The organism is Achromobacter sp. 1011791174 (assembly GCF_059760925.1).
Genome location: NZ_JCBANH010000060.1, coordinates 1 through 22,523, shown reverse-complemented (window position 1 = coordinate 22,523; position 22,523 = coordinate 1). Strand labels below are relative to the sequence as shown.

Annotated in this window: 23 protein-coding genes; 9 read left to right on the top strand and 14 right to left on the bottom strand. The window is 68.3% G+C overall.

What is annotated here, in order from left to right:
* Positions 1 to 17 precede the first annotated feature (17 nt).
* The 4 genes from AC6LJ5_RS19595 to AC6LJ5_RS19580 all read right to left on the bottom strand — a co-directional run bounded on the left by AC6LJ5_RS19595 (position 18) and on the right by AC6LJ5_RS19580 (position 3,043).
* On the bottom strand, positions 18 to 239 hold the full coding sequence (locus tag AC6LJ5_RS19595) for a hypothetical protein (protein WP_212319785.1): 222 nt from the start codon (positions 237 to 239) through the stop codon (positions 18 to 20).
* Between the two features lie 101 nt (positions 240 to 340).
* Positions 341 to 1,432 (bottom strand): AI-2E family transporter, encoded by a 1,092-nt coding sequence (locus AC6LJ5_RS19590; RefSeq protein WP_103276382.1) that lies wholly within the window; start codon positions 1,430 to 1,432, stop codon positions 341 to 343.
* Between the two features lie 98 nt (positions 1,433 to 1,530).
* Positions 1,531 to 2,349, bottom strand: coding sequence for a DUF3053 family protein (locus tag AC6LJ5_RS19585; RefSeq protein WP_498141358.1), 819 nt, complete (start codon positions 2,347 to 2,349; stop codon positions 1,531 to 1,533).
* A 184-nt stretch (positions 2,350 to 2,533) separates the two neighbouring features.
* Positions 2,534 to 3,043 (bottom strand): GNAT family N-acetyltransferase, encoded by a 510-nt coding sequence (locus AC6LJ5_RS19580; protein ID WP_498141357.1) that lies wholly within the window; start codon positions 3,041 to 3,043, stop codon positions 2,534 to 2,536.
* A 130-nt stretch (positions 3,044 to 3,173) separates the two neighbouring features.
* Between AC6LJ5_RS19580 and AC6LJ5_RS19575 the strand changes: the two genes are divergently transcribed.
* Complete coding sequence (locus tag AC6LJ5_RS19575; RefSeq protein ID WP_103273514.1) at positions 3,174 to 3,530, top strand: hypothetical protein; 357 nt, start codon at positions 3,174 to 3,176, stop codon at positions 3,528 to 3,530.
* A 91-nt stretch (positions 3,531 to 3,621) separates the two neighbouring features.
* Here AC6LJ5_RS19575 and AC6LJ5_RS19570 read toward each other — a convergent pair whose 3' ends face one another.
* Positions 3,622 to 4,479 (bottom strand): hypothetical protein, encoded by an 858-nt coding sequence (locus AC6LJ5_RS19570; protein ID WP_498141356.1) that lies wholly within the window; start codon positions 4,477 to 4,479, stop codon positions 3,622 to 3,624.
* Between the two features lie 26 nt (positions 4,480 to 4,505).
* Here AC6LJ5_RS19570 and AC6LJ5_RS19565 point away from each other — a divergent pair, with 26 nt between their 5' ends.
* Both AC6LJ5_RS19565 and AC6LJ5_RS19560 read left to right on the top strand, forming a co-directional pair.
* On the top strand, positions 4,506 to 4,781 hold the full coding sequence (locus AC6LJ5_RS19565) for a hypothetical protein (protein ID WP_498141355.1): 276 nt from the start codon (positions 4,506 to 4,508) through the stop codon (positions 4,779 to 4,781).
* 88 nt (positions 4,782 to 4,869) lie between these two features.
* A complete protein-coding gene (locus AC6LJ5_RS19560; protein ID WP_498141354.1) occupies positions 4,870 to 5,562 on the top strand; it encodes a cytochrome b/b6 domain-containing protein in 693 nt (230 codons plus the stop codon).
* A gap of 155 nt (positions 5,563 to 5,717) precedes the next feature.
* Here AC6LJ5_RS19560 and AC6LJ5_RS19555 read toward each other — a convergent pair whose 3' ends face one another.
* The gene (locus AC6LJ5_RS19555; protein ID WP_498141353.1) at positions 5,718 to 6,176 is read right to left on the bottom strand and encodes a c-type cytochrome; all 459 of its coding nucleotides are present in this window, start codon (positions 6,174 to 6,176) and stop codon (positions 5,718 to 5,720) included.
* Between the two features lie 62 nt (positions 6,177 to 6,238).
* Positions 6,239 to 7,615 (bottom strand): adenylosuccinate lyase, encoded by a 1,377-nt coding sequence (gene purB, locus AC6LJ5_RS19550; RefSeq protein WP_103273510.1) that lies wholly within the window; start codon positions 7,613 to 7,615, stop codon positions 6,239 to 6,241.
* Between the two features lie 157 nt (positions 7,616 to 7,772).
* On the opposite strand from purB, the gene AC6LJ5_RS19545 reads away from it, so the two are divergent.
* A complete protein-coding gene (locus AC6LJ5_RS19545) occupies positions 7,773 to 8,381 on the top strand; it encodes a glutathione S-transferase (protein WP_498141352.1) in 609 nt (202 codons plus the stop codon).
* 169 nt (positions 8,382 to 8,550) lie between these two features.
* On the opposite strand, the gene AC6LJ5_RS19540 is transcribed toward AC6LJ5_RS19545, so the two are convergent.
* The 3 genes from AC6LJ5_RS19540 to AC6LJ5_RS19530 form a co-directional block, all read right to left on the bottom strand.
* Positions 8,551 to 9,369, bottom strand: a complete 819-nt coding sequence (locus tag AC6LJ5_RS19540; protein WP_392413523.1) for a sulfite exporter TauE/SafE family protein — start codon at positions 9,367 to 9,369, stop codon at positions 8,551 to 8,553.
* Between the two features lie 106 nt (positions 9,370 to 9,475).
* Positions 9,476 to 10,594 (bottom strand): tRNA 2-thiouridine(34) synthase MnmA, encoded by a 1,119-nt coding sequence (gene mnmA / locus AC6LJ5_RS19535; protein WP_498141351.1) that lies wholly within the window; start codon positions 10,592 to 10,594, stop codon positions 9,476 to 9,478.
* A 7-nt stretch (positions 10,595 to 10,601) separates the two neighbouring features.
* On the bottom strand, positions 10,602 to 11,531 hold the full coding sequence (locus AC6LJ5_RS19530) for a LysR substrate-binding domain-containing protein (RefSeq protein ID WP_498141350.1): 930 nt from the start codon (positions 11,529 to 11,531) through the stop codon (positions 10,602 to 10,604).
* A 227-nt stretch (positions 11,532 to 11,758) separates the two neighbouring features.
* Between AC6LJ5_RS19530 and AC6LJ5_RS19525 the strand changes: the two genes are divergently transcribed.
* From AC6LJ5_RS19525 to AC6LJ5_RS19505, 5 genes are all read left to right on the top strand, one after another.
* Entirely contained in the window at positions 11,759 to 12,748 is a 990-nt protein-coding gene (locus AC6LJ5_RS19525; protein WP_103273505.1) for a Bug family tripartite tricarboxylate transporter substrate binding protein, read from the top strand.
* 89 nt (positions 12,749 to 12,837) lie between these two features.
* Complete coding sequence (locus AC6LJ5_RS19520) at positions 12,838 to 13,713, top strand: N-formylglutamate amidohydrolase (RefSeq protein ID WP_498141349.1); 876 nt, start codon at positions 12,838 to 12,840, stop codon at positions 13,711 to 13,713.
* A gap of 230 nt (positions 13,714 to 13,943) precedes the next feature.
* Entirely contained in the window at positions 13,944 to 15,062 is a 1,119-nt protein-coding gene (locus AC6LJ5_RS19515) for a Re/Si-specific NAD(P)(+) transhydrogenase subunit alpha (protein WP_103273503.1), read from the top strand.
* 2 nt (positions 15,063 to 15,064) lie between these two features.
* On the top strand, positions 15,065 to 15,382 hold the full coding sequence (locus tag AC6LJ5_RS19510) for an NAD(P) transhydrogenase subunit alpha part 2 (protein ID WP_103273502.1): 318 nt from the start codon (positions 15,065 to 15,067) through the stop codon (positions 15,380 to 15,382).
* A complete protein-coding gene (locus tag AC6LJ5_RS19505; protein ID WP_498141348.1) occupies positions 15,379 to 16,818 on the top strand; it encodes an NAD(P)(+) transhydrogenase (Re/Si-specific) subunit beta in 1,440 nt (479 codons plus the stop codon). The genes AC6LJ5_RS19510 and AC6LJ5_RS19505 overlap by 4 nt, the downstream gene beginning before the upstream one ends.
* Before the next feature lie 89 nt (positions 16,819 to 16,907).
* Here AC6LJ5_RS19505 and glcF read toward each other — a convergent pair whose 3' ends face one another.
* From glcF to AC6LJ5_RS19485, 4 genes are all read right to left on the bottom strand, one after another.
* Entirely contained in the window at positions 16,908 to 18,158 is a 1,251-nt protein-coding gene (glcF, locus tag AC6LJ5_RS19500) for a glycolate oxidase subunit GlcF (RefSeq protein ID WP_103273500.1), read from the bottom strand.
* A 6-nt stretch (positions 18,159 to 18,164) separates the two neighbouring features.
* Positions 18,165 to 19,271 carry a glycolate oxidase subunit GlcE gene (gene glcE, locus AC6LJ5_RS19495; RefSeq protein WP_498141347.1) on the bottom strand — a complete coding sequence of 369 codons (1,107 nt, stop codon included), beginning with the start codon at positions 19,269 to 19,271 and terminating at the stop codon, positions 18,165 to 18,167.
* Between the two features lie 12 nt (positions 19,272 to 19,283).
* Positions 19,284 to 20,783 (bottom strand): FAD-linked oxidase C-terminal domain-containing protein, encoded by a 1,500-nt coding sequence (locus AC6LJ5_RS19490; RefSeq protein ID WP_498141346.1) that lies wholly within the window; start codon positions 20,781 to 20,783, stop codon positions 19,284 to 19,286.
* Positions 20,784 to 21,015: 232 nt separating this feature from the next.
* Complete coding sequence (locus AC6LJ5_RS19485) at positions 21,016 to 22,425, bottom strand: FAD-binding oxidoreductase (RefSeq protein WP_103273497.1); 1,410 nt, start codon at positions 22,423 to 22,425, stop codon at positions 21,016 to 21,018.
* Positions 22,426 to 22,523: the final 98 nt, after the last annotated feature.

The following is a 22,523-nucleotide window of genomic DNA, read 5'->3' as shown; positions in this document are numbered from 1 at the left end:
CCCGGTCCGCGATACGCCTACGCGTCTTCCAGGTCCGGCGTGCCGGGGAACTGGCTGCTCAGCAGCGCCAACGCGCCCTTCTCGGCCAGCGCGGCGTTCGGGTACACGTTCCTGGTGTCTTCCAGCGGCGGAAAGCCCAGCACCCGCACGCGGACGTGATAGCCCTCGGGGGTTTCGGCGAACTCGATGTCGAAATTGCGCTCTTCGATCCAGCCGGACCGTTGCGGTTTCCATTCCATGACGATGCGCTCCCTATCGATGCTGCCGGCCATCGCGGCCATGGCCGGCCCGGTTCCGTGGCGAAGACGGAACAAGGCCTGCCGGGCCCGGCTCGAAGACGCTATTCCTGCTGGGTCGGCGCCTCTGCCGGCCGCGCCGCCGGCTCTTCCGGCGCGGGCGCGAACAGGTCCCAGCACGCCATGAACAAGGCGGCGATCAAGGGACCGATGACGAAACCGTTCAGGCCGAACAAGGCCATGCCGCCCAGCGTGGAGATCAGCACGGCGTAGTCCGGCATCTTGGTGTCCTTGCCGACCAGGACCGGGCGCAGGATGTTGTCCACCATGCCGATGACCAGCACGCCGAACAGAATCAGCACCACGCCCTTGACCGTCGCGCCGGTCAAGAGGAAATAGATCGCCACCGGCGCCCAGATCAGGCCCGCGCCCACCGCCGGCAGCAGCGACAGGAAGGCCATGATCACGCCCCACAGCATGGCGCCCTGGATGCCCAGGATCGAGAACATGATCCCGCCCAACGCACCCTGCGACGCGGCCACGGCGATGTTGCCCTTGACGGTCGCGCGCACCACGGTGGTGAACTTGAGCAGCAGGTGATGCTTGTGGGTCTCGCTCAGCGGAATGGCGCGGCTGATGCGCGCCGACAGGCGGGGCCCGTCGCGCAGCAGGAAGAACAGCAGGTACAGCATGATGCCGAAGCTGATCACGAACTGGAACGTGTCCTGCCCGATGCTCAGCGCCTGCGTCGCCAGGAACTGGCTGACCTGCATCGCGCCGGCGCTGAGTTTTTCCTGCAGGCTGGGGATGTCCGCCAGGTCGAAGCGCGCCAGGAGGTCATGCACCGACGGCGGCAGCGCCTCCATGGCCTGCTGGAAATAGGCGCCGAAATTCAGCTGCCCGGACTTGATGCTCTGGTAGAGATTGGCGCCTTCGCGCACCAGCGAGCCGCTGATGAAGGCGACCGGCATGATCACCAGCAGCAGGACCAGCAGCAAGGTGATCAGCGCCGCCATGTTGCGCCGGCCGCCCAGGCGCGCGCTCAACCGCCGCTGCAGCGGCGCGAAGATGATGGCGAGGATGGCGCCCCAGAACACCGCGCCGTAGAACGGCCACAGCAGCCAGGCGAACGCGAGGGTGACGCCGGCCAGCAGAAGCAGGAAGACGCGGTAGTGCAGGCTGGAGGATTGGCTCATGGTCGATCCCTGTTGCGGCTGGCGCCGCGAGAAACGCATTGTACAAAGCCGGTGTCGCAGCGCCCGCTGGCGGTCCGGTCTGGTTGGGCCCGGAAGCGCTAGCGCCGAACCGCCGCGGGCGCCGCCGCGGACCCGGCCGCAGGCGCCGACACCACACCCGTCGCAGGCGTCGACGCCGCCCCGGCCGAGGGCGTCGCCGCCGGATCCGTCAGGCTCGGACCCACCGCCCGACGGATCTGTTCCCGAGCCCGCTCCAGATCGTCCGATTGCGCGTTCAGGCCTTGCAGGCGCAGGTTCAGCGCCTGTTGCAGCGAAGGCGTGGCCACGCGCGCCTGGCCCCCGGCCAGTTCGATGCCCGCAGCGTTCGCCGCCACGAAATCGGCGATGGCCAGCGCGTCGCGCGCCACGGCATCCAGCGTGTCGGCCGCGGCCAGCAGCTCGTTGGCGGGGGCGGTCAGGGATTCGTCGTACACGCCGTCATAGGCGGGCGCCAGATCGGGCGGCAGTTCCAGCGAGGAACGGGCCTTGTCCGCCCGCGCGCGCGCCTCGCGCACGGCCGCGACATTGGCCTGCAGCGTCTTGCGGGCCAGCGTCAGCGCGTCACGGCGCGCGACGATATCGCCGACCGAGCGCAGCGTCTCGGTGGCCAGCACCTCGCGCAGCGGCTGCGCGGCCTTGCGCAGCTCGGCCTGGTAGTCCGACATGATGCCGTAGGCTTGCGCGTAATCGCCCAGCGCCTGCCGTTCTTCCTTGCTCAGAGACGGCAGGGCGACCGGTCCGCCGGCGGCGGCCTCGCTGCGGCTCTGCAGCAGCGCGATGAAGGCGGCGCGCGCCTCGGGCTCGCGATTGCCGCAGGCGCCCAGCAGCAGCGCCAACGCCGCGACCAGGCCTATCAGGCATATACGCAGCCAAGCCATGCCTACCCTCCTATTCCGCATGCCGAACCAGGCAATCCGCGCCGCCAGTGGCCGCGCATGGCCTCATGCCTTGCCGCGCGGCCTGCGACTCTACGTGACACCAATTATCCCGAAGCCCCGACCCACCGCCGGCGGCAGGCGGAATTTGTTGCCATCGAAGCGATATGACACAGGCCCGCGCCGCTCATGGCCGCAGGTCATGCGCCATCGCCACCCGCCGCGCGGGATCGAAGCCCGCCGCGGCCTCTTCGTCCAGCCGGGCCCGCAGGCCCGGACCATGGCGCCCGGGCTCCAGCTCGGAGAAACCCCGGCGTCGATAGTACGGCCCGTTCCAGGACAATTCGCGGTCGGTGGTCAGCAACAGGGAGGCGTAGCCGCAATCGCGGGCGTGCGCGATCACCGCCGCCAGCAGCGCCGAGCCCAGCCCGCGCCCCTGCTGCGGCAAGGCCACCGACATTTCCAGCAGGAACAACGACCCATCCATGGGTTCGGCCAGCGCGAACCCGCCCGGCTGGCCGTCGGCCTCGGCTACCCATAGCAGCCCGGCGGCCTGCGCCTGGCGCAGGACATCCGCGGGCAAGGTATCGCCCTCGACGGCCCAGCGCATGGGCGTGCCGGCGAAACGCGCGGCAGCCGAGCGCTCGATGGCGGCAAGGCTGGGAATATCGGCAAGAAGAGCGGGTCGGACGATCATGGGGCACAGAGTATGCCGCAAAGCACGGCCGCCTGCCGGCGCGGACGGCGCGGGCCAACCGGCGGCAGCCGCGCATCCCCTACAATCATCGGCTTCCGGCCCCGGCGGCCGCATCGACCCGCATTCACCCATGAGCTCGAACACTTCCTCCGACTGGGGCTTCGCCCAGCCCGATTGTCGCGGCGCGGCCGCCCTGCTGTTCTTCATGAACGACCTGGCCCGCGTGGTCAACCAGTACCTGGGCGACGGCCGGCTGTCAGAGGAAGCGCTGGCGGACGCGCAGAAGGCGGTGGACGCGTTGCTGGCGCGCTACGTCGAGATCCAGGCCGCGCCCGAGGCGTTCGACGGCGAAGCGATCGGGCTGGCCCTGGAAACCCAGCAGCTGCCCGACGGCTCGACCGCCGCGCACGTGGCGCTGCGCATGTCGCCGCGACTGGAAGGCCTGATCATCGAGGCGCAGCGTCAGGCGAGCCCGACGACGCATTGACCGGGAGAGTCCGGTCCTTTCGCTGCGATTCGCCCCAAGCTCTTGATTTTCATCGAAAGTTGGGATATAATCATTTGTTGCCTACGTTCTTCTAAATAAAAAAGGCAACCGGCAGGACCGGATCCAGGGCACTGAATCCCAAGCATGCGGCCAAAGCACAAGCAAAGCACAAAGCTCGCCGCGCAAAACCTGCGACGCGCCGGCTGATGGCAAAAGCACATGGCAAAAGCGCGTGGCTTAGCGCATACGACAGCGGAAAGCCAACCCGGATCCGGAACGCACTCGAAAGCCAACCCAATGGCGACGGCTGCATCCATTCCGGGCAGACGAGCGTAGGCCCGGATCCACATGCCGCGTAAAGCCCGCGACAGGCCGGAAAGAAGAACAAGCACGACGGGCCGGAATCTTCCGGACCAGAAAAGAACGGACCAAGACCGGTTCCTTTCGGCCCGCCCGCCGCCTTGAGCGGCACATCCCTGCGCTTGCCGGCCCGGCCCTTGCCCAGCCTTGCGCAAGCCACATGGCGCCACGGCGCTCGACGATCGGACACCTTGTCGTGCCGGCCCGACAGCAGCAACGCGGCGCATTCCGCGCCCCGCTGGAAAACCGCCAGTCCGGTTTTCCACCCTCGGGGATTCTGGGAGTACATCCCGGACCAACCGGGACGGCCCAAGCCGCCCAGCAACGCCCATGCCGCGTACGCGCCCGCCGGCCCATTGCCGGATGCCGCGTCCCGCCTCAGGGTGCGCAACGCCGGAGACTGCGCCGGCGCGCGCGAACCGCCTTGCTCCTGCGCGCCATGATCCGGCGCAATACAGGCGTCATGGCAATGCCTTAGTGTCTGTCCTGGGATCCGACGCGAAACGTCGCGATCGGGCCAATGACGCCACGGCGCGGAAATATTGAATCCGCGCGGCGCCATGGCCAGGCCGGACACCGCTTTTTCCATAACAAGAACTTCAAAGAGAACACCCTATGAATACTCGCTTCACCACCTCGGACCTGGTCCGACGCCCGGCCCACACGCAGCTGGACGACATGCCGATCCACATCGGCGACATCGTGTACCTGCAACCGGCCAATGGCCCGGCGATCCGCGCCGCGGTCATCTTCAACGCGCCCATCGACGGCATGACGACCTACACGACGGAAGTCCTGCCGGCCGGCGCGGCGCAGAAGACGCCCGCCCAGCGCATCCGCTTCCGCCACGAGCACGTGCATCGCATCGAGTCCGTCCGCCGCGCGGCCTGAGTCCGCGCAAACACCGCCGCCCGCCCGGGCGGCGGCCTGATTTCCGCGTGATACAGTCGCAGCAGCTTTTTTTCTCGCGGATCCGACCATGCAGAACAACCGCCAAGCCGTCCTGATCTGGGACCTCCCCACCCGACTGTTCCACTGGGCGCTGGTCGTCTGTATCGTGGGCGCGTTCGTCACCGTCAAGCTCGGCGGACTCTACATGGACTGGCACATACGCTTCGGCTGCGCGACGCTGGGCCTGCTCCTGTTCCGCCTCATCTGGGGCTTCATCGGCCCGCGCTATGCGCGTTTCAGCCAGTTCCTGCGCGGCCCCGCGGCCGTGGCCCGCTACCTGAAAGGGGCCGCCGCGCCCGCCGGGCACAATCCGCTGGGGGCGCTGTCGGTGCTGGCGCTGCTGCTGGTGCTGGGCTTCCAGGCGGTCAGCGGCCTGTTCACCTCCGACGACATCATGGTGCAAGGGCCGCTGTACGGCCACGTCGCCGAAGCCACTGCCGGCGCAATGACGTCCTGGCACAAGCTCAACGAGTGGGTCATCATCGGACTGGTCGCGCTGCACCTGCTGGCCGTGGCCTGGTATGCGCTGGTGCGCCGCAAGCGCCTGGTGCGCGCCATCATCACCGGCAAGGCCGATGCCAGGGACGTGCCGCCCGGCACGCCACCGGCCGACAATGGCGCCGCCGTCTGGCTGCGCGCGCTGCTGCTGGCGGCCATGGTGACCGGATTGGTGCTGTGGATCCGCTCGCTTGAGATCGTCGCGGACATGTCGTTCTCCTGAGCCGCTCAGACGCCACGACGACATACAAAACACAGAGCAAGCCGCCCGGATGATCCGGGCGGCTTTTTCATTGCGGGCGGCGCGCAATGAAAAACACCCCCGAGGCGCGCGGCCTGGGGGCGTTGCATCGACACGGGCGTGAGGCCCGCGACGGCTTACTTCTTCTTGCGGTACGCGTCGTGGCAAGCCTTGCAGCTCGCGCCCACGTCGCCGAAGGCGGCGCGCAGCTTGTCCAGGTCGCCGGCGTCGGCGGCGGCCGAGAGCTTGACGATGTTGTCCTGGAAGGCCTGCTGCTTCTGCTTGAAGCCGGCGGCATCGCTCCAGATCTCGGGACGGGCGTCGCCGCCTTCCGTGCCCGCGCCGAAGGCCGTCCACGGCAGCGCCGACAGGGTCTTCAGGACTTCGACGTTGGCCTTGATCTGCGCGGCATCGTAGGGCGCCTGGCCCTTGATCACCGGCGTCATGCGACCGAAGTGCGAGGCCATCAGCGAAAGCGCCGACTGGCGGTACTTGACCGCGTCCTCGGGCTTGGCGAACTGCGCCTGGGCGGACGTGGCCAGCAGCGGGCCCACGGTCATACAGGCCAGCGCGGCGAGCATGGACAACTTCTTCATAACAATCTCCCGTGAATGAAACAAGAATGCCGCGCGCCCCGCGCGCGGCGGACGGACTCGGATCAGACCGAGCGCGCCAGCTGCGCCGCCAGACCGATATAGGAACGCGGCGTCATGGCCAGCAGTCGGACCTTGGGTTCTTCGGGTAGTTCCAGGCCCTGGATGAATTCACGCAGGGCCTGCTCGGTGATGCCCTTGCCGCGCGTCAGCGCCTTGAGCTGCTCGTAGGGCTGGGGCAGGCCATAGCGGCGCATCACGGTCTGCACCGGCTCGGCCAGGACTTCCCAGCAGGCGTCGATGTCGGCGTCGATGGCGGCGGCGTTCACTTCCAGCTTGCCCAGGCCGCGCATGCAGGCGTCCCAGGCAACCAGGCAGTAACCCAGGCCCACGCCCAGGTTGCGCAGCACGGTGGAGTCGGTCAGGTCGCGCTGCCAGCGGGAGATCGGCAGCTTGTCGGCCAGGTGGCGCAGCACGGCGTTGGCCAGGCCCAGGTTGCCTTCGGAGTTCTCGAAGTCGATCGGGTTGACCTTGTGCGGCATGGTCGACGAGCCGACCTCGCCTTCCTTCAGGCGCTGCTTGAAGTAGCCCAGCGCCACATAGCCCCAGATGTCGCGGTCCAGGTCCAGCACGATGATGTTGGCGCGGACCACGGCGTCGAACAGCGCCGACATCCAGTCGTGCGGCTCGATCTGGATGGTGTGGCGGTTCTGGGTCAGGCCCAGGCCGGCCAGCACTTTCTGGCTGAACGCGGGCCAGTCGATCTCGGGATAGGCCGACAGGTGGGCGTTGTAGTTGCCGGTGGCGCCGTTGAGCTTGGCGAGCGGCTCGACGGCCTCGACGGCGGCGATGGCGCGATTCAGGCGCGCGGCCACGTTGGCGAATTCCTTGCCCAGCGTGGTCGGGCTGGCCGGCTGGCCATGCGTGCGCGACAGCATGGGCTGGTCGGCCTGGGCCACGGCCATCTCGTTGAGCTTGGCGGCGATCTCGCGCAGGCGCGGCAGCACCACCTGGTCGCGCGCGCGGGTCAGCATGAGCGCGTGCGAGGTATTGTTGATGTCTTCCGAGGTGCAGGCGAAGTGGATGAATTCGGCGGCGCGGGCCAGCTCGGCGTCGTCGGCGACCTTTTCCTTCATCCAGTACTCGACGGCCTTGACGTCATGGTTGGTGACGCGCTCGATGTCCTTGATGCGGGCGGCGTCGGCCTCGGAGAAGCCTTCCACCAGCTGACGCAGGCGCTGGCGCGCGCCCTCGGAGAAGGCGGGCAGCTCGGGCAGGCCGGCGTCGGACAGGGCCACCAGCCAGGCAGCCTCGACCTCGACGCGGTGGGCCATGAAGCCGGCTTCGGACAGCAGGCCGCGCAGCGCGTCGCCCCGGGATGCGTAGCGGCCATCCAATGGCGAAAGGGCGTTGAGTTGGCTAAGCTGGTCGGCGATCTGCATGGTCTGTGAGGGAAAAAGCGACAGAGGGGAAAACCCGGCGATTTTATCATCCGGGACGCGTCCACATTGTGGCAAACTGGCTGGCATCCGGCCGCGGCGGGCCGCCGTCATGCGGCCTGCTATACTTCGGCCGCTTTCCGACTCCGCTTGTGACTCCATGAAACTGATCGGCTCGCTTACCAGTCCTTACGTGCGCAAAGTGCGTATCGTCATGGCCGAGAAAAAGCTGGACTACCGGCTTGAAATCGAAAACGTCTGGTCCGCCGACACGCAGATCCAAACGTACAACCCCCTGGGCAAGGTGCCTTGCCTGGTCATGGAAGACGGCGGCGCCCTGTTCGATTCGCGCGTCATCGTCGAGTACGTGGACACGCTTTCGCCCGTCGCCCGCCTGATCCCGAAACCGGGACGCGACCGCGCGGCCGTGAAGTGCTGGGAAGCCATCGCCGACGGCCTGCTGGACGCCTGCGTCACCATCGTCAAGGAAAAGCAGCGCCCCGAGGCGCAACGCAGCCAGGAATGGATTGACCGCCAGTACGGCAAGATCCACGCCAGCCTGGACGCCATGGACAAGAGCCTGGGCGAGAACGCCCATTGCATGGGCATCAACTACAGCCTGGCCGACATCGCCGTGGGCTGCGCGCTGGGCTATCTGGACCTGCGCTTCGCCGAACTGGACTGGCGCACTGGCCATCCCAACCTGGCACGCCTGTACGACAAGCTGGCGCAGCGCCAATCCTTCGTGGATACAGTACCCCAGGCTTAACCCACCCCCGCAGCGCTACGCGCTTCCCCCTCAAGGGGGCGTCGCTGCGGACCGGAGGGCGGAACCCACCCCCGAAGCGCTGCGCGCTCCCCCTCAAGGGGGCGTCGCTGCGGACCGGCAAAGCCGGCTCCGCGCGACCCCACTAGCACATACGGCTTGCCTTCGTCTTTCAGCCGCTGAACGCCTGCCCCGCCTTGAACAGCATGTACGCCGACAGCGCGAACAGCAGGCAGGCGAACACCTTCTTCAGCGTGGCCACCGGCAGGCGATGCGCCATGCGCGCGCCCAGCGGCGCGGTCAGCACGCTGGCGCAGACCAGCGCGATCAGCGCCGGCCAGTAGATATAGCCCAGCATGCCCGGACGCGAGACGGACTCATTCAGGCCCGACACCACATAGCCCGCGCTATTGGCCAGCGCGATGGGAAAGCCCAGCGCCGCCGAGGTGGACACGGCGTTGTGCAGGGCCACGTTGCACCAGACCATGAAGGGCACGGACAGGAAGCCGCCGCCGGCGCCCACCAGGCCCGACAGGAAACCGATGCCCACGCCGGCCGCGCTGGTGCCCGCGACGCCGGGCATCTGGCGGCTGGGCTTGGGTTTCTTGTTGCGCAGCATGCTCCAGCCGGAATAGCCCACGAACAGCGCGAAGAACAGCGACAGCCAGTGCGAGCTGAGCGCGGCGAACACCGCGCCGCCCGACAGCAGGCCGCCAATGATGATGCCCGGCGCCATCGCGGCGACGATGCCCCATTTGATGGTGCCGCGCTGCTGGTGCGCGCGCACGCTGGAGATCGAGGTGAACAGGATCGAGGTCATGGACGTGGCGATGGCCGCGTGCACCACCAGGTCGGCCGGCATGCCCTTCCAGCTGAACAGCATGGTCAGGAACGGCACCAGCACCATGCCTCCGCCTATGCCGAGCAAACCCGCCGCGAAGCCCGCCGCCGCGCCCAGCGCCAGCAGGCAGATCACCATCGTCACATCCACGTCTCTCTCCCCTTTTTGATGTCATGAACAAGGCCCCGCGCGGGGGCCTTGGTGTGTTGCGCGGTCAAGCCGCGCGCCGGGCCGGCCTCTGCGGGCCGACCGTCAGCTAGGCAATGATACCCCCGCCCAGGCAGATATCGCCGTCATACAGCACGGCGGACTGGCCCGGCGTGACGGCCCATTGCGCTTGCGGAAACACCAGCGAGAAGCGGCCGTCGGCGGCGTCCTCCAGCCGGCAGGCCGCGTCGGCCTGGCGGTAGCGGGTCTTGGCGCCATAGCCGCGCGCCTCGGGCGGGCGGCCCGCCACCCAGCTGGCGTCCTGCGCCTGCAGGCGGTTCGACAACAGCCAGGGATGGTCGTGACCCTGCACCACATAGAGCCGGTTGCGCTCCAGGTCCTTGCGCGCCACGTACCAGGCCTCGGCGGTGCCGTCCTCGCGCTGCTTGCCCTTGACGCCGCCCACGCCCAGGCCCTTGCGCTGGCCCAGCGTGTAGAACGACAGGCCTTCGTGGCGGCCCACCTTCTGGCCTTCCGGCGTCAGGATCGGACCCGGCTCGGTCGGCAGATAGCGATTCAGGAACTCGCGGAACGGCCGCTCGCCGATGAAGCAGATGCCGGTGGAATCCTTCTTGGCCGCGTTGTGCAGGCCGATCTCGTGCGCGATGCGGCGCACCTCGGTCTTGTGGATCTCGCCCAGGGGAAACAGCGTGCGCGACAACTGCGCCTGGTTCAGGCGGTGCAGGAAGTAGCTCTGGTCCTTGGACCCGTCCAGCGCCTTGAGCAGCTGGAACTCGCTGCCGCCGCCGGCCACCGGCACCTCGCGCACGCGCGCGTAGTGGCCGGTGGCGATGTGCTCGGCGCCCAGCGCCATGGCGTGGTCCAGGAAGGCCTTGAACTTGATCTCGGCATTGCACAGCACGTCGGGATTGGGCGTGCGGCCGGCGGAATACTCGCGCAGGAACTCGGCGAAGACGCGGTCCTTGTATTCGGCGGCGAAATTGACGTATTCGAATTCCACGCCGACCAGATCGGCGACGCTGGCCGCGTCCAGCAGATCCTGGCGGGTGGAGCAGTATTCGGAATCGTCGTCGTCTTCCCAGTTCTTCATGAACAGGCCGACGACCTCGTAGCCTTGCTGCTTGAGCAGCCAGGCGGTGACCGAAGAATCGACCCCGCCGGACATGCCGACGACAACGCGGCCTTTCTTGGTGGATGTTTGGCTCATGATGCGATCATTTTAGTGCGTCGGCCGCGGCTTCCTCGTCGGGCCTGGGCTCGGCGGCGCGGGAGACTTCCATCAGCCAGGCGCGGAACGCCTGCAGCGTCGGCAGGCTGGCTTTCTGTTCGGGATAGCACAGGTAATAGCCCATGCGCGCCCGGATCGGCAGCTCCACGGCGACCGACAGCCGGCCGTCGCGCAGTTCATCCTCGACCAGGCAGCGCGGGATCAACGCCACGCCGAAACCGGCGGCGGCGGCCTGCGACAGCAGCGCGTACTGGTCGAAGCGGCCTCCCTCCAGGCTGCGGCGGGTGTCGCAGCCTGCCTGCTCGAACCAGTCGCGCCAGCCATCCAGCGCGGACGTGTGGTGCAGGAGCGGATAGGCCAGCAGGTCTTCGGGGGCGGCGCAGCCGCCGGGTATCAGCCTGGGGCTGTACACGGGCACGATGTCCCGGCCCACGATGTAGTCGGCGCCGCTGCCGGGCCACAGGCCCTCGCCGAAGCGCACGGCGGCGTCCAGCTCGGGGGCGGAGAAATCGTAGCCCTGGCGGTGCGGCAGGAATTCGACGTGGATGTCCGGGCGCTGGCGCATGAAGGCCGTCAGGCGCGGGATCAGCCAGCGCGCGCCGAATGTGGGCATACAGGTCAGGTTCAGCGTGCCGCCGCGCCCCTGGTGCGCGATCAGTTCCACCGTGGCCGCCTCGATCTGCCCCAGGCCGGCCTGGATCTTGGCCAGGTAGGCGCGTCCGGCCTCGGTCAAGACCAGGCCTTGCCTGATGCGCAGGAATAGTTCGACGCCGACGAAGGCCTCCAGATGCTTGACCTGCTTGCTGACGGCGCCTTGCGTGACGCAAAGCTCCTGGGCGGCGCGGGTGAAGCTGGAATGCCGGGCGGCCACTTCAAAAGCCTGCAGATCGGTCAGGGACGGGCAGAAACGCCGCATGCGTGAAGCTCCCGCGACGGGCGCGGGCTCCTTGCCCGCCAGGGGGCATGTCGCCTCGGGATCCACGGCCCGCAGTAAAAAGGGGACGCGCTCCGGAAAGAGGCATGAAAAAAAGTCATAGATTACGGAGAAACTTTCGTTTGCGCAAACCGCCCCCGAAAGAAAGAATCGTTTGTCTGGCGGATGCGTTTTCGCATCCGCCTTCCAATTTTGTACAAGGGGAAACCATGCAACGCCGTAACGTAGTCCTGGGCCTGTGTGTCGCCGCCGCGACCCTGGCCGCTCCGCTGGCCTCGGGCATCGCCCATGCCCAGGATGCCTATCCCAGCAAGCCCGTGCGCCTGATCGTGCCCTTCCCGCCCGGCGGCACCACCGACATCGTCGGCCGCCTGTACGCCGACAAGCTCGGCAAGGAACTGGGCCAGACCGTGGTGGTGGAAAACCGTGGGGGCGCCGGCGGCTCGATCGGCAGCGCCTTTGTTGCCAGCAGCGCGCCGGACGGCTATACCTTGGGAATCGCCACCGTCAGCACGCACGGCATCAACCCGGCCATCTACCCGAACCTGCCGTTCGATGGCGAGAAGGACTTCACGCCCGTCTCGAACCTGGCCGCCGTGCCCAACATCATGACCGTCAACCCGAAAGTCCCGGCCAGGAACATCGCCGACTTCATCAAGCTGGCCAAGAGCGAACCCGGCAAGCTGACCTATGCGTCGGCCGGCAACGGCTCGGTCTCGCACATGATGGGCGAGCTGTTCAAGATGGCCTCGGGCGCCAACCTGATGCACGTGCCCTACCGTGGCGTCGGTCCGGCGCTGAACGACGCGCTGGCCGGCCAGGTGGACGTGCTGTACGACAACCTGCCCTCGACGCTGCCGCACGCGCAATCCGGCCGCCTGGTGCCGCTGGCCGTGGCCTGGCCCAAGCGCGTGGCCAGCCTGCCCGACGTGCCCACCTTCGCCGAGGCCGGCCTGCCGGCGGTGAACGATGCCTCCTGGTTCGGCCTGGTCGCGCCGGCCAAGCTGCCCCAGCCGGTGCTGGACAAGCTCAATGCCGCCGTGCGCAAGGTCAGCGCCGATCCGGACGTCAAGGCCAAGCTCGAAGCGCTGGGCGCCGCGCCCGCCGCCAACTCCCCGGCCGAATTCGCCGCGCAGATCTCGGCCGAGATCGCCAAGAACAAGCGCATCGCCAAAGAAGCCAACGTGAAGATCGACTGAGCCCGTCACACGGCCTGCGGTCTTCGGCCCCCGCCGCCCCGTCTCGCGCCGGGCGCGGGGGTCTCCGATCAACGAACCTGAAACCCCTTATGCGATTTACCCAACCCCTGTCCTACCGGCTGGACCTTCCGCCCCGCTATCCCGAATCGGATCCCTCGGCCCCGCTCGTGCTGGACTCCCCGCACAGCGGCACGGCCTACCCTCCCGACTTCGCCGCCGCGGCCGACTACGGGGCATTGCGCACCGCCGAGGACACCTGGGTTGACGATCTGTGGAGCGACGCCGTGGACATGGGCGCGCCGCTGCTGGCGGCGACCTTTCCGCGCGCCTATATCGACGCCAACCGCGCGCCCGACGAGATCGACGAACTGCTGCTGGACCGCCCCTGGCCCGGCGCCGTCAACGCCTCGCCCAAGGTCCGCCTGGGCAAGGGCCTGATCTGGCGCATGCTGGACGACGGCACGCCGCTGTACGACCGCAAGCTCCCGGTCGAGGAAGTCGAGCACCGCATCGCGGCCTGCTGGAAGCCCTATCACGCGGCGCTGCGCCAGCTGCTGGACGGCGCCCATCGCAAGTTCGGCAAGGTCTGGCACATCAACTGCCACTCCATGCCCAGCGTGGCCGGCGCCTACGCCACGGATCAGCCCGGCCTGGTCCACCCCGATTTCGTGCTGGGCGACCGCGACGGCAGCACCAGCGACCCGGCCTTCCGCGAATTCATCGCGGCCTGGCTGCGCGCGCGCGGGTACCACGTGACGGTCAATGACCCGTACAAGGGCGTGGAACTGGTGCGCGCCTTCGGCTGCCCGGCCGAGGGCCGCCACAGCCTGCAGATCGAGATCAACCGCAAGCTCTATATGGATGAAGTCTCGCTGCGTCCGACGGCGGGCTACGGCCGGCTGAAGGCCGACCTGCGCGAGCTGACGGCGGCGCTGATCCTCTGGACGCGCGCGCAGACGACGTAACCCTTGACGCGCGCGTTAGCGCCGCGAGCCTGTCCCGCAAGCCCCCCGGCCCGCGCCGCGGGGCTTCTGTCTTTCGAATTCGCCACGAGACCGCATTCCCGCGCCTGCCCATGGAAACGGCGTTTGCGCGCCCTATCCAGCCCGACTCGGACTCGTCCCAATGGACCTTGCGGGCCTCCCCTCTCTATTCCGTGTATAACTATCCGCGAACCTTCTGAGGAGAGGCGTCGATGCACATCGGGATACCAAAAGAAACCCGAGACGGGGAAACCCGTGTCGCAGCAACACCGGAAACCGTCAAGAAGTACACGGCCGGCAAGCATACTGTCGTAGTGGAACGCGGGGCGGGCGTCGCCGCCCGATATCTGGACGAGGCCTACGAGGCCGCCGGCGCGACCCTGGGCTCGGCCCAGGATGCGCTGGGGGCCGGACTGGTGCTGAAGGTGCGCGCGCCTTCCGCCGAGGAACTGCCCCACATGAAGCCGGGCGCCGTGGTGGCCGGCATGCTGGACCCGTTCGACGCCGAAGGCCTGATGCGGCTGGCGGCCGCCGGCCTGACCGGCTTCGCGCTGGAAGCCGCGCCGCGCATCACGCGCGCGCAGAGCCTGGACGTGCTGTCGTCCCAGGCCAACCTGGCCGGCTACAAGGCCGTGCTGCTGGCGGCGCATTACTACGGCCGCCTCTTTCCCATGATGATGACCGCCGCCGGCACGCTCAAGGCCGCGCGCGCCGTGGTGCTGGGCGCGGGCGTGGCGGGCCTGCAGGCCATCGCCACCGCCAAGCGCCTGGGCGCGGTGGTCGAGGCCTCCGACGTGCGTCCCGCCGCGCGCGAGCAGGTCGAATCGCTGGGCGCGAAATTCATCGACGTGCCGTTCGAAACCGACGAGGAGCGCGAGATCGCCCAGGGCGTGGGCGGCTATGCCCGACCCATGCCGCCGTCGTGGATGGCGCGGCAGGCGGCGCTGGTGTCCGAGCGCTGCAAGCAGGCCGACATCATCATCACCACCGCGCTGATCCCGGGCCGCCCGGCGCCCACGCTGGTGTCCGCCGAGACCGTGGCCGGCATGAAGCCGGGCTCGGTGCTGGTGGACCTGGCGGTCGAGCGCGGCGGCAACTGCCCGCTGACCGAGCGCGGCCAGGTCGTGGAAAAGCACGGCGTGACGCTGGTCGGGCTGAACAACCTGCCGGGTATGGTGGCGACCGACGCCTCCGCGCTGTATGCGCGCAACCTGCAGGATTTCCTGAAGCTCATCATCAATGCGGACGGCGCGCTGCAGATCCAGCGCGACGATGAAATCGTGGCTGCCTGCCTGGTGTGCGAAGGCGGCAACGTGACGCGGAGGACCTAGGCATGGAAGCGATCAACCCCACCCTGATGAATCTCATCATCTTCGTGCTGGCCATCTATGTCGGCTACCACGTGGTCTGGAACGTCACCCCCGCGCTGCATACCCCGCTGATGGCCGTGACCAACGCCATCTCGGCCATCATCATCGTCGGCGCCATGCTGGCCGCCGCGCTGACCGAGGGCGGGCTGGCGCGCGGCATGGGCGTGTTCGCCGTGGCGCTGGCCGCGGTCAACGTGTTCGGCGGTTTCCTCGTGACGCGCCGCATGCTGGAGATGTTCAAGAAGAAGGACAGGAAGCCGGGCAAGGAGGACGCGCAATGATCTCGCTGAACCTCGTCACCCTGCTCTACCTGGTCGCCTCGGTCTGCTTCATCCAGGCGCTCAAGGGCTTGTCCCACCCCACCACGTCCCGCCTGGGCAATGCCTTCGGCATGGCCGGCATGGCGATCGCCGTGCTGACCACCGCCGCCCTGATCGTGGGCCTGGCGCGCGAAGGCGCGTCCGCCATCGGCCTGGGCTGGGTGGTGCTGGGCCTGCTGGTGGGCGGCTCGATCGGCACGCTGATGGCCAAGCGCGTCGAGATGACCAAGATGCCCGAGCTGGTCGCCTTCATGCACAGCATGATCGGCCTGGCCGCGGTGGCCATCGCCGTCGCCGTAGTGGCCGAGCCGCAGGCCTTCGGCATCGCGCCGGCCGGCATGCCGGTCCCGGTGGGCAACCGCTTCGAGCTGTTCATCGGCACCTTCGTCGGCGCCATCACCTTCTCGGGGTCGGTGATCGCCTTCGGCAAGCTGTCGGGCAAGTACAAGTTCCGCCTGTTCCAGGGCGCGCCGGTGGTGTTCGCCGGCCAGCACATGCTGAACCTGGCGCTGGCGCTGCTGATGCTGGCCGCCGGCGTGTGGTTCATGCTGACGCAGCAATGGACGCCGTTCATCATCATGACGCTGATCGCCTTCGTGCTGGGCGTGCTCATCATCATCCCGATCGGGGGCGCGGACATGCCGGTGGTGGTGTCCATGCTGAACAGCTACTCGGGCTGGGCGGCGGCGGGTATCGGCTTTTCGCTGAACAACCCCATGCTGATCATCGCCGGCTCGCTGGTGGGCTCGTCGGGCGCGATCCTGTCCTACATCATGTGCAAGGCCATGAACCGCTCGTTCTTCAACGTCATCCTGGGCGGCTTCGGCGCGCAGGCGGGCGGCGGCGCGCAGCAGGGCGACGGCCAGCAACGCAGCGTGAAGTCGGGCAGCCCGGACGATGCGGCCTTCCTCATGACCAACGCCGAAAGCGTCACCATCGTGCCCGGCTACGGCCTGGCCGTGGCGCGCGCCCAGCATGCGCTGAAGGAACTGGCCGAGAAACTGACCGAGCGCGGCGTGACGGTGAAGTACGCCATCCACCCGGTGGCCGGCCGCATGCCCGGCCACATGAACGTGCTGCTGGCCGAGGCCGAGGTGCCCTACGATCAGGTGTTCGAGATGGAGGACATCAACAGCGAGTTCGGCCAGACCGACGTGGTGCTGGTGCTGGGAGCGAATGACGTGGTCAACCCGGCCGCCAAGAACGATCCCAAGTCGCCGATCGCCGGCATGCCCATCCTGGAAGCCTACAAGGCGCGCACGGTGATCGTGAACAAGCGCTCGATGGCCTCGGGCTACGCCGGGCTGGACAACGAGCTGTTCTACATGGACCGCACCATGATGGTGTTCGGCGACGCCAAGAAGGTGCTCGAGGACATGGTGAAGGCGGTCGAATAGACCGCCGGCCCGGCCCCTGCCCGCCCGATGCCGGTCCGGGCGGGGGCCATGTTTTCCAGCGCTGGCCGACTGGCGGCTGACGGCTGGCGCTATGCTTCCTGGCGCCGGCCGTCGGCCGGCTGGCGCAGCAGTTCGTCCACCACTTCGACCCAATGCCGCACCGGCGTGTCGGTGCCGCTTTGCAGGTGGCCGATGCAGCCGATGTTGGCCGACAGGATCACGTCCGGACCGCCCGCCGCGATGGCCGACAGCTTGCGGTCGCGCAGCTCCAGCGCGATGTCCGGGTTCAGCACCGAATACGCCCCGGCCGAGCCGCAGCACAGATGCTTGTCGGCGAACGGCTGCAATTCGAATCCCAGGTCCGCCAGCAGCTGCTCCGACAAGGGCCGCAGGCCCTGCCAATGCTGCAGCGTGCACGGCGGATGAAAGGCCGCGCGCGGCGCTTGCGGCAAGCGCGCGCGCAGCGCCTGCGCCTGCGGCGCGACGATCTCGGCCACGTCCTTGACCAGCGCCACGATGTCCGCCGCGCGTTGCGCGTAGGCCGGATCGTTGCGCAGGTGATGCGCGTATTCCTTCACCATGGCGCCGCAGCCCGAGGCGTTCATCACGATGGCCTCGACGCGTCCGTCGCGCACCAGCGGCCACCAGGCGTCGATGTTGGCGCGCATCTGCGCCAGCGCCGCGTCCTGTTCATCCAGGTGGAAGCTGACCGCGCCGCAGCAGCCCGCCCCCGGCGCGATGCGCGCGCCGATGCCCAGCGCATCCAGCACGCGGATGGTGGCGGCGTCGATGGTGGGCATCATGGACGGCTGCACGCAGCCGGCCAGCATCAGCACCTGGCGCGCGTGCCCGGCCACCTGCGGCAGGCGGCCCGGATCGCGGCGCTCGGGCACCTTGCGGCGCAGCGCCTGCGGCAGTGCGCCGCGCACGGCCTGGCCCAGGCGCATCGCGGGACCGAACAGCGGCGACAGCATGGCCTGGCGCAGCAGCTTGCGCTTGGTGCGCTCGGCCCAGGAGCGCGGCACGCGCTCGTCGACGATCTTGCGGCCGATATCGATCAGGTGCCCGTACTGCACGCCCGACGGGCAGGTGGTCTCGCAGTTGCGGCAGGTCAGGCAGCGGTCCAGATGCTGCTGCGTGGACTGCGTGGGCTCGGCGCCTTCCAGCACCTGCTTGATCAGATAGATGCGCCCGCGCGGGCTGTCTAGCTCGTCGCCCAGGACCTGATAGGTGGGACAGGTGGCCGTGCAGAAACCGCAGTGCACGCAGCGCCGCAGGATGGCGTCGGCCTCGTTGCCCAGATCGGTGTCTTTCGCCCAGGAAGCCAGATGGGTTTGCATGGCGTGCTACAGCTCCAGGATCAGGCGGCCGGGGTTGAAGAGCCCGGCGGGATCGAGTTCTTGCTTGAGGCGGCGCGTGATCAGCGCCAGCGCTGGCGCCAGCGGATGGAACACGCCATCCTCCGGCACGGACATGCCCGCCGGCCGGAACAGCGTGGCGTGCCCGCCCAGGCTGGCGGCGCGCTCGCGCAGCGCGGCCGCCTCGTAATTGCCACAAAGCCAGCGCTGGCCGCCGCCCCACTCCAGCAGCGTCGGACCGAGATCGAGCGCGGCGGCCGTCGGCGGCAGGGCCAGCCGCCACAGCGGCTTGCCGGGTTCGAAGAAGGTGTGGGTCTGCTCGCGCAGCGAACGCCACCAGGCCTGCGCCGCGTCCGGTTCCATCGCGTCGCCCCCGATCTGCTGCCGCGCGCTGGCCAGCGCGGGCGGCGCGCCGGACAGGCGCACGCACAGCATGCCCTCGCCGCCATCGGCGTCGCCGCTCCAGCTGGTCGCGGACACCGGCAGCGGCTTGCCGCGCCACTGCGCGAAACAGGACAGCGCCTGCGCCTGCGTGGCGGGCCGCGCCAGCGTCACTTCCTGCATGGGCTTCGGCACGACCTTGAGCGACACCTCCAGGATGGCGCCGAAGATGCCGTGCGAACCGGCCAGCAGGCGCGACACGTCGTAGCCGGCCACGTTCTTCATGACCTCGCCGCCGAAGGACAGCATGCGTCCGTCGGAATCCAGCAGCCGCGCGCCCAGCACGAAATCGCGCAAGGCGCCCGCGCTCATGCGGCGCGGCCCGGACAAGCCGGCCGCCACGCAGCCGCCCACCGTCGCGGCGGGCCCGAAATGCGGCGGCTCGAAGGCCAGCATCTGACCGTGGGCGGCCAGCTCGGCCTCCAGGTCGGCCAGCGGCGTGCCGGCGCGCACCGTGACGACGAGTTCGGACGGGTGATAGTTGACGATGCCGCGATACGGCGTCATGTCCAGCAGACAATGCCCATCCTGCGGCGTGACGGGCCGGTAGTTGCCATAGAACGATTTGCTGCCGCCGCCCATGACGAACAGGGGCTTGTGGCCGGCGCGCGCCGTCATGACCTGGTCGCACAACTCCGACAGGACGAAATCCATACGGGGTACGTCCTAGAAGCGGGCGAGATCGGGAAAGCTCAGCTCTCCCCCATGCACATGCATCTTGCCGTATTCGGCGCAACGTGCCAGCGTGGGGATGACTTTTTCAGGGTTGAGCAGGCACGGCGGGTCGAACGCCCGCTTGACCGCCAGGAACGCGTCGAGTTCTTCTCGCGAGAATTGCACGCACATTTGATTTATTTTCTCCATTCCTACGCCGTGTTCTCCCGTCACGGTTCCTCCAACCTGCACGCACAGTTCGAGTATGGCGGCGCCGAATTTCTCGGCCCGTTCCACTTCGTCCGGTTTATTCGAATCGAACAGGATCAGCGGGTGCAGGTTGCCATCGCCCGCATGGAAGACGTTGGCGCAGCGCAGGCCGAAGTCGTCTTCCATCTGTTCGATGGCGCCCAGCACGCGCGCCAGATGACGGCGCGGGATGGTGCCGTCCATGCAGTAGTAATCGGGCGACACGCGCCCCGCGGCGGGGAACGCGTTCTTGCGGCCCGCCCAGAATTTCAGGCGCTCGGCCTCCGACGCGGATACCTGGCAGCGGGTGGCGCCGGCATCGCGGAACACGGCCTCCATGCGCGCGATCTCGTGCGCCACCTCTTCGGGCGTGCCGTCGGACTCGCACAGCAGGATCGCCTGCGCGTCCATGTCGTAGCCGGCGCGCACGAAGGGTTCGACCATGTGCGTGGCGCGCCGGTCCATCATCTCCAGCCCGGCCGGGATCATGCCGGCCGCGATCACCTGCGTGACCGCGTTGCCGGCCGCCTCGACGCTGGCGAAACTGGCCATCACGACCTGCGCGCAGGCCGGCTTGGGAATGAGCTTGACCGTCACCTCGGTGACCACGCCCAGCATGCCTTCCGAACCGATGAACACCGACAGCAGATCCAGGCCCGGCGCGTCCGGTGCCTCGGAGCCCAGCTCGACGATGTCGCCGTCGATGGTGACCACGCGCGCGCGCAGCACGTTGTGCACGGTCAGGCCGTACTTCAGGCAGTGCACGCCGCCGGAATTCTCGGCCACGTTGCCGCCGATGGAGCAGGCGATCTGGCTGGAGGGATCGGGCGCGTAGTACAGGCCGTAGGGGGCGGCCGCTTCGGATATCGCCAGGTTGCGCACGCCGGGCTCGACCACGGCGGTGGCGCTTGCCAGATCGATGCGGCGGATGCGGTTGAACTTGGACAGGCCCAGCAGCACGCCCTGGCTGTGCGGCATGGCGCCGCCGGACAGGCCGGTGCCGGCGCCGCGCGCCACCACCGGCGCGTTCAGGCGCTTGCAGATGCGCATCACGGCCTGCACCTGCTCCTCGGTCTCGGGCAGCGCCACGACGGCCGGCAAGGCGCGGTATAGCGACAGGCCGTCGCATTCGTAGGGGCGGGTGTCCTCTTCGCGAAACAGCACGCAGTGCGCGGGCAACGCGGCCAACAGGGCCTCGATCAATTGCTGCGGAGAATAAGGCGGCTGCGCTTGCGCCAGGCCGGTTTCGACCAGTGAGTTCATGGATGAAACAATAGCGCGCCCGCTGGGCGGACGCAGGCCGGGATTTACCCGCATCGACAGCGCAGCCCCGTATGAAACGGCGTTCGCGCATGTAACCGGCGAATGTTCGCCCACGTAACCGACGGTAAATGCACGCCGGCGCGAACCCACGCGGGCCGCGTCGCCCGGGCGAAAAAAAACGGCGGCCATCGCTGCGCCGCCGTTCTTCTGCACGCGCCCCGGGGGCGCACCCTCACCAGGAAACGATCTTCCCGGGATTGAGGATGTTGTTCGGATCGAACGCGTGCTTGAGGCTGCGCATCAGTTCCAGCGCGTTGTCGCCGTGCTCCTCGGCCATGAACTGCATCTTGTGCAGGCCCACGCCATGCTCGCCAGTGCAGGTGCCGTCGGCGGCGATGGCCCGGCGCACCAGGTTGTGGTTGATGGTCTCGGATTCCTGCCATTCCTTCTCGCTGTCCGCATCGAGCAGCATCAGCACGTGGAAGTTGCCGTCGCCCACGTGGCCCACGATGGTGTACGGGAAGCTGGCGCGGTCCAGTTCATCGACGGTTTCGCGCACGCAATCGGCCAGGCGCGAGATTGGCACGCAGACGTCGGTGGTGCTGGCGCGGCAACCGGGACGCAGCTGCAGGCCGGCGAAGTAGGCATTGTGACGCGCGGTCCAGAGGCGGCTGCGGTCTTCGGGGCGCTCGGCCCATTCGAAGTCCATGCCGCCGTGCTCGGCGGTGATGGCCTGCACGGTCTCGGCCTGCTCCTGCACGCCGGCCGGGCTGCCGTGGAACTCAAACACCAGCAGAGGCGTCTCGCGCAACGTGAGCTTGCTGTGCAGATTGACGGCGCGCACGCTGGCCGCGTCCATGAATTCCACGCGCGCCACCGGCACGCCCATCTGGATGATCTCGATCACGCTCTGGACGGCGTCGTCCAGCGTGGGGAAGTTGCACACGGCGGCCGACACGGCCTCGGGCTGCGGATACAGGCGCACCGTGACTTCGGTGATGATGCCCAGCGTGCCTTCGCTGCCGACGAAGACGCGCGTCAGGTCGTAGCCGGCGGAGGACTTGCGGGCGCGGCCCGCGGTGCGCACGATGCGGCCGTCGGCGGTGACCACGGTCAGCGACATGACGTTCTCGCGCATGGTGCCGTAGCGCACGGCGTTGGTGCCGGAGGCGCGCGTGGCGGCCATGCCGCCCAGGCTGGCGTCGGCGCCCGGATCGATGGGGAAGAACAGCCCGGTGCTGCGGATCTCTTCGTTGAGCTGCTTGCGCAGCACGCCGGCCTGCACCGTGGCGGTGAGGTCTTCGGCATTGACGGCCAGCACCTTGTTCATCTGCGACAGGTCCAGGCTGATGCCGCCCTGGATCGCCAGGATGTGGCCTTCGAGCGAGGAGCCCGCGCCGTAGGGAATCAGCGGCACGCGGTGTTCATTGCACAGCCTGGCGATCTCGGCCACTTCCTCGGTGCTGTGCGCGAAGACCACGCCGTCCGGCGCCATCACGGGATACGGCGACTCGTCGCGGCCATGATGCTCGCGCACGGCGGCGGATTCGGAGAAGCGGTCGCCGAAGCGCGCGCGCAGGGCTTCCAGACAAGCGGCCGGCACCGAGCGGCGCAGGGTTTCGGCATGCAGGGGGGCGTTCATGGTTGGCGGATCCCGGATTCGATGATCCGGCTATTCTACGCCGCCGCCCATGCTGCGCCGCTCGGTGCACGCCGCTTGTCTGGAAGCCCTGCGCGCGC

What these genes read in the sequence shown, in the direction of transcription:
- AC6LJ5_RS19545 (WP_498141352.1), top strand. Translation starts at nt 7,773, where the DNA reads ATGAAACTGATCGGCTCGCTTACCAGTCCTTACGTGCGCAAAGTGCGT.
- AC6LJ5_RS19565 (WP_498141355.1), top strand. Translation starts at nt 4,506, where the DNA reads ATGAATACTCGCTTCACCACCTCGGACCTGGTCCGACGCCCGGCCCAC.
- AC6LJ5_RS19510 (WP_103273502.1), top strand. Translation starts at nt 15,065, where the DNA reads ATGGAAGCGATCAACCCCACCCTGATGAATCTCATCATCTTCGTGCTG.
- AC6LJ5_RS19505 (WP_498141348.1), top strand. Translation starts at nt 15,379, where the DNA reads ATGATCTCGCTGAACCTCGTCACCCTGCTCTACCTGGTCGCCTCGGTC.
- glcE (WP_498141347.1), bottom strand. Translation starts at nt 19,271, where the DNA reads ATGGATTTCGTCCTGTCGGAGTTGTGCGACCAGGTCATGACGGCGCGC.
- purB (WP_103273510.1), bottom strand. Translation starts at nt 7,615, where the DNA reads ATGCAGATCGCCGACCAGCTTAGCCAACTCAACGCCCTTTCGCCATTG.
- AC6LJ5_RS19595 (WP_212319785.1), bottom strand. Translation starts at nt 239, where the DNA reads ATGGAATGGAAACCGCAACGGTCCGGCTGGATCGAAGAGCGCAATTTC.
- AC6LJ5_RS19570 (WP_498141356.1), bottom strand. Translation starts at nt 4,479, where the DNA reads ATGGAAAAAGCGGTGTCCGGCCTGGCCATGGCGCCGCGCGGATTCAAT.
- AC6LJ5_RS19520 (WP_498141349.1), top strand. Translation starts at nt 12,838, where the DNA reads ATGCGATTTACCCAACCCCTGTCCTACCGGCTGGACCTTCCGCCCCGC.
- AC6LJ5_RS19490 (WP_498141346.1), bottom strand. Translation starts at nt 20,783, where the DNA reads ATGAACTCACTGGTCGAAACCGGCCTGGCGCAAGCGCAGCCGCCTTAT.
- AC6LJ5_RS19560 (WP_498141354.1), top strand. Translation starts at nt 4,870, where the DNA reads ATGCAGAACAACCGCCAAGCCGTCCTGATCTGGGACCTCCCCACCCGA.
- AC6LJ5_RS19530 (WP_498141350.1), bottom strand. Translation starts at nt 11,531, where the DNA reads ATGCGGCGTTTCTGCCCGTCCCTGACCGATCTGCAGGCTTTTGAAGTG.
- AC6LJ5_RS19485 (WP_103273497.1), bottom strand. Translation starts at nt 22,425, where the DNA reads ATGAACGCCCCCCTGCATGCCGAAACCCTGCGCCGCTCGGTGCCGGCC.
- AC6LJ5_RS19590 (WP_103276382.1), bottom strand. Translation starts at nt 1,432, where the DNA reads ATGAGCCAATCCTCCAGCCTGCACTACCGCGTCTTCCTGCTTCTGCTG.
- glcF (WP_103273500.1), bottom strand. Translation starts at nt 18,158, where the DNA reads ATGCAAACCCATCTGGCTTCCTGGGCGAAAGACACCGATCTGGGCAAC.
- AC6LJ5_RS19555 (WP_498141353.1), bottom strand. Translation starts at nt 6,176, where the DNA reads ATGAAGAAGTTGTCCATGCTCGCCGCGCTGGCCTGTATGACCGTGGGC.
- AC6LJ5_RS19525 (WP_103273505.1), top strand. Translation starts at nt 11,759, where the DNA reads ATGCAACGCCGTAACGTAGTCCTGGGCCTGTGTGTCGCCGCCGCGACC.
- mnmA (WP_498141351.1), bottom strand. Translation starts at nt 10,594, where the DNA reads ATGAGCCAAACATCCACCAAGAAAGGCCGCGTTGTCGTCGGCATGTCC.
- AC6LJ5_RS19585 (WP_498141358.1), bottom strand. Translation starts at nt 2,349, where the DNA reads ATGGCTTGGCTGCGTATATGCCTGATAGGCCTGGTCGCGGCGTTGGCG.
- AC6LJ5_RS19575 (WP_103273514.1), top strand. Translation starts at nt 3,174, where the DNA reads ATGAGCTCGAACACTTCCTCCGACTGGGGCTTCGCCCAGCCCGATTGT.
- AC6LJ5_RS19515 (WP_103273503.1), top strand. Translation starts at nt 13,944, where the DNA reads ATGCACATCGGGATACCAAAAGAAACCCGAGACGGGGAAACCCGTGTC.
- AC6LJ5_RS19580 (WP_498141357.1), bottom strand. Translation starts at nt 3,043, where the DNA reads ATGATCGTCCGACCCGCTCTTCTTGCCGATATTCCCAGCCTTGCCGCC.